The organism is Streptomyces katrae (genome assembly GCF_000966975.1).
Taxonomy (GTDB): Bacteria; Actinomycetota; Actinomycetes; order Streptomycetales; family Streptomycetaceae; genus Streptomyces; species Streptomyces katrae.
In genome coordinates, this window is sequence record NZ_JZWV01000804.1 from 1 (window position 1) to 9,765 (window position 9,765).

6 protein-coding genes are annotated in these 9,765 nt (G+C 72.6%); 4 read left to right on the forward strand and 2 right to left on the reverse strand.

Features of this window, described 5'->3' with window-relative positions:
* The coding region (locus VR44_RS26915) for an Lrp/AsnC family transcriptional regulator (RefSeq protein WP_045950201.1) at positions 1-496 on the forward strand (496 nt) is incomplete at its 5' end.
* Positions 497-543: 47 nt separating this feature from the next.
* On the opposite strand, the gene glgP is transcribed toward VR44_RS26915, so the two are convergent.
* Both glgP and VR44_RS26925 read right to left on the reverse strand, forming a co-directional pair.
* On the reverse strand, positions 544-3,183 hold the full coding sequence (gene glgP / locus VR44_RS26920; RefSeq protein ID WP_045950202.1) for an alpha-glucan family phosphorylase: 2,640 nt from the start codon (positions 3,181-3,183) through the stop codon (positions 544-546).
* Positions 3,184-3,259: 76 nt separating this feature from the next.
* A complete protein-coding gene (locus tag VR44_RS26925; protein ID WP_157880414.1) occupies positions 3,260-4,114 on the reverse strand; it encodes a hypothetical protein in 855 nt (284 codons plus the stop codon).
* A 499-nt stretch (positions 4,115-4,613) separates the two neighbouring features.
* Here VR44_RS26925 and VR44_RS26930 point away from each other — a divergent pair, with 499 nt between their 5' ends.
* From VR44_RS26930 to VR44_RS26940, 3 genes are all read left to right on the forward strand, one after another.
* A complete protein-coding gene (locus tag VR44_RS26930; protein WP_063778976.1) occupies positions 4,614-6,608 on the forward strand; it encodes an alpha-1,4-glucan--maltose-1-phosphate maltosyltransferase in 1,995 nt (664 codons plus the stop codon).
* Entirely contained in the window at positions 6,605-8,299 is a 1,695-nt protein-coding gene (gene treS, locus VR44_RS26935; protein WP_045950205.1) for a maltose alpha-D-glucosyltransferase, read from the forward strand. The genes VR44_RS26930 and treS overlap by 4 nt, the downstream gene beginning before the upstream one ends.
* A gap of 186 nt (positions 8,300-8,485) precedes the next feature.
* The coding region (locus tag VR44_RS26940) for a maltokinase N-terminal cap-like domain-containing protein (protein WP_045950206.1) at positions 8,486-9,765 on the forward strand (1,280 nt) is incomplete at its 3' end.

Here is a 9,765-nt window from a genome sequence, read left to right on the forward strand (position 1 = left end):
GTACCAGGGGGCGCGCTACGCCCTCGACGAGGCCGAGCTGGCACTGCTGGGGGTGCTGCGGCAGGACGGCCGGGCGGGCTATCCGGAACTGGCCCGCGCCTCGGGGCTGTCGGAGTCCACGGCCCGGCGCCGGCTGGAGCGGCTGCGGGAGCGCGGGGCGGTCTACTTCGACGTGGAGATCATCCCGGAGCACCTGGGGTTCGAAACGGACACCTCGCTGCTGCTGACCGTCCCGCCGGCCCGGCTGGCGGAGGTGGGGGCGGCATTGGGGAGCCACCCGGAGGTGCCGTTCGCGGCGGCCATCACGGGGGCGGCGAACCTGCTGGCCGTGGTGCTGTGCCGGGACACCGACGCGCTGTACACGTACCTGACCGAGCGCATCGGCGCGGTGCCCGGCGTCGGGCAGGTGGAGGTGATCCCGAACCTGCGGACCATCAAGCGGGCCGGGATGCTGGTCGAGGACGGGCGGCTGGTGGACCCTCCGCCCGCCCCCTGACCCGGCCGGGGCCGCACCGCCGCCCGGGCCGCGGCACGGCGCGGGCCTCAGCGCAGCACGACTCCGCCCGCCCGGTCGGGCTCCGCCACCGGGCCCGCGACCAGGCCCAGTTCGGCCGGGGTCGCCAGCAACGGGTGCGTGGGCAGCACCCGGACCGTGTAGCCGAAGGGGCCCGTCCGGTCGAGGGCGAGCGGGCCCTCGTACACCCAGCGTCCCTCCAGGTCGGGCCCGGCGGCGGGCTTGAGCGGGAAGGCCCGCCCGTCCTTGATCACGTCCTGGGCGTCGACCCGGCCCGCGACGGCCTGCACCTCCACGTCCTCCGGCACGAGCGCGTCGAGCGCCACCCTCACCCGCAGGGTCAGGGTGGCCCCCAGCTCGGCGGTGCCGCCCACGGGCGTGGCGGCGACGGCCTCCACGTGCTCGACGGCCACCCTCGGCCAGGCGGCCCGGATGCGCCCCTTCCACCAGGCCAGGTCCCGGGCCGCGTCGGCGGTCAGGGCGCGGTGGGAGAGCGCGGCGGGGGCGTAGAGCCGCTCCACGTACTCCCGTACCATCCGCCCCGCGAGCACCTTCGGGCCCAGGGACACCAGGGTGCGCCGGACCATCTCGATCCACCGGTCGGGCAGCCCGGTGCGGCCGGCCCGGTCGTAGAAACGGGGGGCCACCCGGTTCTCGATCAGCTCGTAGAGGGCGTTGGCCTCCAGGTCGTCGCGCCGCTCCTCGTCCGTGCCGAGGCCGTCGGCCGTCGGGATGGCCCAGCCGAAGTCGGGCTCGAACCACTCGTCCCACCAGCCGTCCAGGACCGACAGGTTGAGGCAGCCGTTCAGCGCGGCCTTCATCCCGCTGGTCCCGCAGGCCTCCAGCGGCCGCAGCGGGTTGTTGAGCCAGACGTCGCAGCCCGGGTAGAGCTTCTGCGCCATGGCCATGCCGTAGTCGGGCAGGAAGACGATCCGGTGGCGTACGCGCGGGTCGTCCGAGAAGCGCACCAGTTCCTGGACGAGCCGCTTGCCGCCGTCGTCCGCCGGGTGCGCCTTGCCCGCGACGACGATCTGTACCGGGCGGTCGGGGTCGAGCAGCAGGGCGCGCAGCCGCTCGGGGTCGCGCAGCATCAGGGTGAGCCGCTTGTACGAGGGGACGCGGCGGGCGAAGCCGATGGTCAGGACGTCGGGGTCGAGGACGGTGTCCACCCAGCCGAGTTCGGCGTCGGCTGCGCCGCGCTGCTTCCAGGAGGCGCGCAGCCGGTCCCGTACCTCCTGGACGAGCTGCTCGCGCAGGGAGCGCCGTACGTCCCACACGTCCTGGTCGGTGATCTGCGCGACGGCGTCCCAGCGGGTGGAGCCGCCGACGGCGAGGGCGTCCTCGGTGCGTCCGGCGCCGATCTGGCGGGCGCCGAGCCGCATCACCTCGGGGGCGACCCAGGTCGGGGCGTGCACCCCGTTGGTCACGGAGGTGATGGGCACGTCTGCCGGGTCGAAGCCCGGCCAGAGCCCGGCGAACATGTCCCGGCTGACGGCGCCGTGGAGGGTGGAGACCCCGTTGGCGCGCTGGGCGAGGCGCAGGCCCATGACCGCCATGTTGAACACCCCGGGGTCGCCGCCGGGGTAGGACTCGGCGCCGAGTTCCAGGATCCGTTCGACGGGTACGCCGGCCAGTTCGGCCCCCTCGCCGAAGTGGCGGGCGACGAGGGAGCGCTCGAAGCGGTCGATGCCCGCCGGGACGGGGGTGTGGGTGGTGAAGACGGTCCCGGCGCGGACGGCCTCGACGGCGGCTTCGAAGCCGAGGCCGCGTTCCCCTTCCAGTTCCCTTATGCGTTCGAGGCCGAGGAAGCCGGCGTGTCCCTCGTTGGTGTGGAAGACCTCGGGGTCGGGGTGGCCGGTGATGCGGCAGTAGGTGCGGACGGCGCGGACGCCGCCGATGCCGAGGAGCATCTCCTGGAGGAGGCGGTGGTCGCTGCCGCCGCCGTAGAGCCGGTCGGTCACGTCGCGGGCGCCGGCGTCGTTGTCCTCGACGTCGGAGTCGAGGAGGAGCAGCGGGACGCGGCCGACACGGGCCTGCCAGATGTGCGCGTGCAAAGAGCGGCTGCCGGGGAGGGCGAGGGTCACCCGGGCGGGGGTGCCGTCCTCCTGGCGGAGCAGGGAGAGGGGCAGTTCCTGGGGGTCGAGGACCGGGTAGTGCTCCTGCTGCCAGCCGTCGCGGGAGAGCGACTGGCGGAAGTAGCCGTGCCGGTAGAGCAGGCCGACGCCGATGACGGGGACGCCGAGGTCGCTGGCGGCCTTGAGGTGGTCGCCGGCCAGGATCCCGAGGCCGCCGGAGTACTGGGGCAGGGCTGCGGTGATGCCGAATTCGGGGGAGAAGTAGGCGATGGCGGCGGGGAGGAGGCCGCTGTTCTCATGGGTCTGGTACCACCTGCCGCCGTGGACGTAGTCGTCGAGGTCGGCGACGGCCACGGCGCGCCGGCGCAGGAAGCGCCGGTCGGCGGCGAGTTCGGCGAGCCGGGCGGCGGACACGGAGCCGAGCAGCCGGACCGGGTCGCCGCCGGCGGCCTGCCAGCCCTCGGGGTCGACGGATTGGAAGAGTTCGCGGGTTTCCGTGTGCCACGACCAGCGCAGGTTGCGCGCGAGTTCGGCGAGTGGCACGAGGGGCTCGGGGAGGACGGGGCGCACGGTGAATCGACGGATAGCCTTCACGTGTTCCACCTTCGCAGGGGATGACGGATCGGAACGGCCGCACCACGCTGTGCAGGCACGCAACGCCCCCGGAAGGCTAGCGCCGGACCCGGTCGCCGGGTGGCCGTTCGTCCAACAGGTCGTCCAGGTACGGGCGCAGCGAGGGCGCCACGAGGCCTCGTTCGAGGCCGCGCAGCAGGACGAGGACGGGCGCGGAGACGAAGTACCCGAGCCTCAGCAGGGCGTGCAGTTCGCCCTGCCGCGCTTCCGGGTCGGTCTCGGCGACGGCGGCGCGCGCCAGGGCGGCGCACAGCCGGCGGCCGTCGTCCCCGTCCCAGGCGTCGGGCCGGTCGGCGGCCTCCTCGGCGGCCAGGCACCGCACCCGGGGGTCGGGGTCCCGCAGCCGGCGGACGCACTCCCGGGCGCGGGGGTCGGCTTCGAGCCGGTCCCACTCCTCCAGTCCGCGGGCGCCGGCCCCGGACAGCAGCACCCGGGCGGTGCTGCCGGCGTCCAGCCGGTCGACGGCCCGCCCGTAGAGCTCGATCCGTTCGAGGACCACCCATGCCCCGTCGGGGGTGCGCAGCCGCGACCCGGTACGGGGGGTACCGCGCAGGCAGCGCACCACGGCGAGGGTGGCGGGCCCGCCGGGGGTGACGGGTGCGGAGACCTGGAGCCGGCCGGCCCGCGCGAGGAGCCGTTCCAGCACGGGCGGCGCGGGCCACAGGAGGCCGAGCCGCTGGAGCCCGAGGTCGCTGATCCCGGCCTCGACGGCGACGAGCGCGCCGAGCTGGGCCTCCAGTGCGCCGGGGTCCTCCTCGGCGCAGGCGGCCTCGACGAGCACCCCGGCCAGTTCCGCCTCCGCCCCGGGGTCCCACACCGCTCCGCTCACCCGGCGGGCGGCGTCGGCGCGCTGCCGGGGGTTGGGATGCACGAGCTGCTCGGTCAGGCCCATGCCGCGCATTCTCGCGCGGATCGCGCGCCCGGGTGACCCCTTCCGAAGTGCTGAAACACCGTCAGTCCGGTCGCGGGCGGCCGGGGCGGGCCGCCCGGTCCCGGGGGGTGCCCACGGGGCGCGAGGTGTCAGCGTGACGGGGGGTGCGGGGGTGTCCCGTTGGACGTCACTTGGTCATCACCGACTTGACGGAGCCTCGACCGATGTCGACCAGGGCCTTGGGGAATCGGGCGCTCCCTACGTACGAGTAGTTGACCGACAGCACGGATTGGGCGCTGGGAGATTGGGAAGGGCTGAGCGGGTACACGCGGTACACGCACGGCGCACCCTCCCCCGACCTTCTCCCGCCACCCGAGTGAACGCGGACAGGAGCGGCCATGCCCGCAGCCCAGCCGTCTTCCGAGCGGCTAGAAACAGAGCGAACAGAGCGTGCACTACCAGCCGCGATCCCGGCTGGCCCGTCACCGAGCCCTGCGAACTGCCCCCAGGTGATCCCATCATGATCGGTCGCATTCCCGTGCTGGACGTCCTCCCCGCCGTCGACTGCGGCGCCAGACCCGCCAAAGCGGTGGTGGACGAGGTATTCGAGATTTCCGCCACCGTGTTCCGGGAGGGCCACGACGCCGTTTCCGCACATGTGGTGCTGCGCGATCCCAGTGGGCGGCTGCGGCCGCCGGTGCCGATGCGCGAGCTGGCCCCCGGTACCGACCGGTGGGGGGCCCGGGTCTCCGCCGAGCTGGAGGGGAGGTGGACCTACACCGTCGAGGCGTGGAGCGATCCGGTCGCGACCTGGCGGGCCCACGCCGCGGTGAAGATCCCGGCGGGTCTCGACACGGACCTGGTGCTCCTGGAGGGGGCCGAGCTCTACGAGCGGGCCGCTGCGAAGGTTCCCAAGCGCGACGGGCGCGAGGCCGTGCTGGCCGCGGCCGAGGCGATGCGCGACGAGGACCGGCCGGTCGAGGTGCGCTACGCGGCCGCGCTCGACCCGGCCGTCGACGCGGCGCTCGCCCGGCGGCCGTACCGGGAGCTGGTGACCTCCGCGAAGGCGCTGCCCCTGATCGTCGAGCGCAAGCGGGCCCTCTTCGGCTCCTGGTACGAGATGTTCCCCCGCTCCGAGGGAGCGGTGGTGGAGCCCGGCTCGGCTCCCGTGAGCGGTACGTTCCGGACTGCCGCCGACCGGCTTCCGGCCATTGCCGCGATGGGTTTCGACGTGGTGTACCTGCCGCCGATCCACCCGATCGGGTCGACCTTCCGCAAGGGGCCCAACAACACGCTTTCGGCCGGGAGTTGGGACCCCGGCGTGCCGTGGGCCATCGGCTCCCCGGAGGGCGGGCACGACGCCGTCCACCCGGACCTGGGGACGCTGGAGGACTTCGACGCCTTCGTGGCGCGCGCCCGTGACCTCCGGATGGAGATCGCGCTGGACTTCGCCCTGCAGTGCTCCCCGGACCACCCGTGGGTGGAGAAGCACCCGGAGTGGTTCCGCCACCGTGCCGACGGGACGATCGCCTACGCCGAGAACCCGCCGAAGAAGTACCAGGACATCTACCCGGTCCACTTCGACACCGACATGGCCGGGATCGTCGAGGAGACCTGCCGGATCCTGCGCCACTGGATGGACCACGGGGTCCGGATCTTCCGGGTGGACAACCCGCACACCAAGCCGGTCGTCTTCTGGCAGAAGGTGATCGCGGACATCAACAAGTCCGACCCCGACGTCATCTTCCTGGCGGAAGCTTTCACCCGGCCCGCGATGATGCGCGCGCTGGCCTCGGTCGGCTTCCAGCAGTCGTACACGTACTTCACCTGGCGCAACACCAAGGCCGAGCTGACGGAGTACCTGACCGAGCTGTCCGGGACCCGTTCGGCCTCCGTGATGCGGCCGAACTTCTTCGTCAACACGCCGGACATCCTGCACGAGTACCTCCAGAAGGGTGGCCGCCCCGCCTTCGAGGTCCGCGCGGTCCTGGCCGCCACCCTCTCCCCCACCTGGGGCGTCTACTCCGGCTACGAGCTGTGCGAGAACGAGCCGGTGCGCGAGGGCAGCGAGGAGTACCTGAACTCCGAGAAGTACGAGCTGCGCCCCCGCGACTGGGCGGCGGCCGAGCGCGAGGGCCGCTCCATCGCCCCGCTGATCACGGCCCTGAACCGGTTGCGCCGGCGCAACCCGGCCCTCCAGCAGCTGCGGGACATCCACTTCCACACGACCGACAACGAACAGGTGATCGCCTACTCGAAGCACGCCGGAGGCAATTCCGTACTGGTGGTCGTCAACCTCGATCCGCACCACACCCAGGAGGCGACGGTCTCGTTGGACATGCCGGTACTCGGCCTCGACTGGCACGGGTCCCTCGCGGTGCGCGACGAGCTCACCGGCGAGACCTATCACTGGGGCAGGGCGAACTACGTGCGCCTGGAACCGGGCCGTACTCCCGCGCACGTCCTGGCCGCCCTGCGACCGTCCCCGCCCACCGGAGGGTCACCCACCACATGATGATCAACGATCCCGTCCCCGACACCTTCGAGGACACCCCCGTCAAGGACCGCGACCCCGACTGGTTCAAGCGGGCCGTCTTCTACGAGGTCCTCGTCCGCTCCTTCCACGACAGCAACGGCGACGGCGTCGGGGACCTCAAGGGGCTCACCCAGAAGCTGGACTACCTCCAGTGGCTGGGCATCGACTGCCTCTGGCTGCCGCCGTTCTTCGCCTCGCCGCTGCGCGACGGGGGCTACGACGTCTCCGACTACACCTCCGTGCTCCCCGAGTTCGGAGACCTCGCCGACTTCGTGGAGTTCGTGGACGCGGCGCACAGCCGCGGCATGCGGGTGATCATCGACTTTGTCATGAACCACACCAGCGACCAGCACGAGTGGTTCCAGCAGTCCCGCAAGGACCCGGACGGTCCCTACGGGGACTACTACATGTGGGCGGACAACGACAAGCAGTACCAGGACGCCCGCATCATCTTCATCGACACCGAGACCTCGAACTGGACCTACGACCCGGTCCGCAAGCAGTACTACTGGCACCGCTTCTTCTCGCACCAGCCGGACCTCAACTTCGAGAACCCGGCCGTGCAGGAGGAGATCATCTCCGCGCTGCGGTTCTGGCTCGACCTCGGCATCGACGGCTTCCGGCTCGACGCCGTGCCCTACCTGTACGCCGAGGAGGGCACCAACTGCGAGAACCTGCCCCGCACCCACGCGCTCCTCAAGCGGGTCAGAGCGGAGATCGACGCGCACTACCCGGACACCGTCCTGCTCGCCGAGGCCAACCAGTGGCCCGAGGACGTCGTGGACTACTTCGGGGACTACGCGGCCGGCGGGGACGAGTGCCACATGGCCTTCCACTTCCCGGTCATGCCGCGCATCTTCATGGCCGTGCGCCGCGAGTCGCGCTACCCCGTCTCGGAGATCCTGGCCAAGACCCCGGCGATCCCGGACCGCTGCCAGTGGGGCATCTTCCTGCGCAACCACGACGAGCTCACCCTCGAAATGGTCACGGACGAAGAGCGCGACTACATGTACTCCGAGTACGCCAAGGACCTCCGGATGCGCGCCAACATCGGCATCCGGCGCCGGCTCGCACCGCTCCTGGACAACGACCGCAACCAGATCGAGCTGTTCACCGCCCTGCTGCTGTCCCTGCCCGGCTCGCCGATCCTCTACTACGGCGACGAGATCGGCATGGGCGACAACATCTGGCTGGGCGACCGCGACGGCGTGCGCACCCCGATGCAGTGGACCCCCGACCGCAATGCCGGTTTCTCCTCCTGCGATCCGGGAAGGCTGAACCTGCCGGTCATCATGGACCCGGTCTACGGGTACACGGTCACCAACGTCGAGGCGGCCATGGCGTCGCCCTCCTCGCTGCTGCACTGGACCCGCAGGCTCATCGAGATCCGCAAGGTGAACCCCGCCTTCGGCCTCGGCTCGTACACCGAACTGCCCTCGTCCAACCCGGCCGTCCTCGCGTTCCTGCGCGAGTACGGGGACGACCTGGTGCTGTGCGTGCACAACTTCTCGCGCTTCGCACAGCCGACCGAGCTGGACCTGCGGTCCTTCAACGGGCGGGTCCCGGTGGAGCTCACGGGCGACGTGCGCTTCCCGCCGATCGGTGAATGGCCGTACCTGCTGACCCTGGCGGGCCACGGCTTCTACTGGTTCCGCCTGCGCCGGGAGTAGGCGCCCGCTGTAGGCCACTCGCGCGAACCTGCGCGGTACCGGAACGGGGCGGGCACTCCAACGGGTCAACGCCCGCCCCTGTACGGAGCATCCTGACCCGACACTCGCACTTACCGGAGAAGCAACTGCCGCACATCCGGGACACTCTGCGCATTCTGTGACGGCCCGGGGAAAGGACGCGACGCCATGTCGGAGGCTGCATCCGCCCGGAGCCGGCTCACGGCCGACCGGGCCGCCGGGATCGGTCCGCTCGAACCGATGTTGAGGGAATGGCTGCCCGCCCAGCGCTGGTTCGCGGGCAAGGGGCGCGGGATCGGCCGGGTCAGGCCCGTCTCGACGGCCGAGCTGCTGCCACCGGGCTCCGTCCCGGGCATGCTGCACCTGCTGCTCGACGTGGACGGGGACTGCTACCAACTGCTGCTGGGCATCCGCCCCTCACCGCTGCCGCCCGCCCTCGCCCCCGCCCTGATCGGCCACCCCCGCTCCGGCCCGTACGCGGGCATGGCGGTGTACGCCGCCCTGGGCGACCCCCGGCTCGCCGCCCTGCTGCTGGAGCGGCTGCGCAACCCCGGCACCCTGGGCCCGCTGCGCTTCGACCGGGACCCGGACACCCCGATCGAGGCCGGGCTCACCGCCCGGCCGCTGTCCGGGGAGCAGACCAACTCCTCGCTGATCTACGGGGATTCGTACATCCTGAAGGTGTTCCGCCGGGTCGGCCCGGGGATCAACCCGGACCTGGAGCTGCCCAGAGCCCTCGCCGCCGCCGGCTGCGCCCGCGTGCCCGCCCCGGTCGCCTGGTACGAGGCCGCGCCGGGCGGTGGGGAACCGTTGACCCTGGGCGTGCTCCAGCCGTACCTGCGCGGCTCCGACGACGGCTGGCAGCTGGCCCTGCGCCGGCTCGGCTCCGGCGCCGACTTCACCTCCGAGGCGCACGCCCTGGGCCGGGCCACCGCCGAGGTGCACAGCGCCCTGGCCGACGCCCTGCCCACCCTGGCCCTGGGCCCCGAGCAGACGGCCCGGCTCGCCGCCGGGATGACCGCCCGGCTGGCCGCCACGGCCCGCGAGGTGCCCGCGCTGCGGCCGTTCGAGGCCGGGCTGCGCGGCGCCTTCGACGCCCTGGCCGCCTCCCGGGGGGCCGGGGTGCCGGCCCAGCGCATCCACGGGGACCTGCACCTGGGCCAGACCCTGCGCACCGCCGACGGCAGCTGGGCGCTGATCGACTTCGAGGGCGAGCCCGCCCGCCCGCTGGCCGACCGCCGCCGCCCCGAACCGGCCGTGCGCGACATCGCCGGGATACTGCGCTCCTTCGACTACGCCGCCCGCTCGCACCGGCCCTTCGCCCCCGCCTGGGCGGAGTCCTGCCGGGCCGCGTTCTGCGAGGGCTACGCCCGTACCACCGGCCGCGATCCGCGCGAGGACCCGGTCTTGCTGCGCGCGTACGAGACGGACAAGGCGGTGTACGAGGT

Coding starts and splice junctions, on each gene's coding strand:
- VR44_RS26925 (WP_157880414.1), bottom strand. CDS start 4,114: ATGGGCCTGACCGAGCAGCTCGTGCATCCCAACCCCCGGCAGCGCGCC.
- VR44_RS26930 (WP_063778976.1), top strand. CDS start 4,614: ATGATCGGTCGCATTCCCGTGCTGGACGTCCTCCCCGCCGTCGACTGC.
- treS (WP_045950205.1), top strand. CDS start 6,605: ATGATGATCAACGATCCCGTCCCCGACACCTTCGAGGACACCCCCGTC.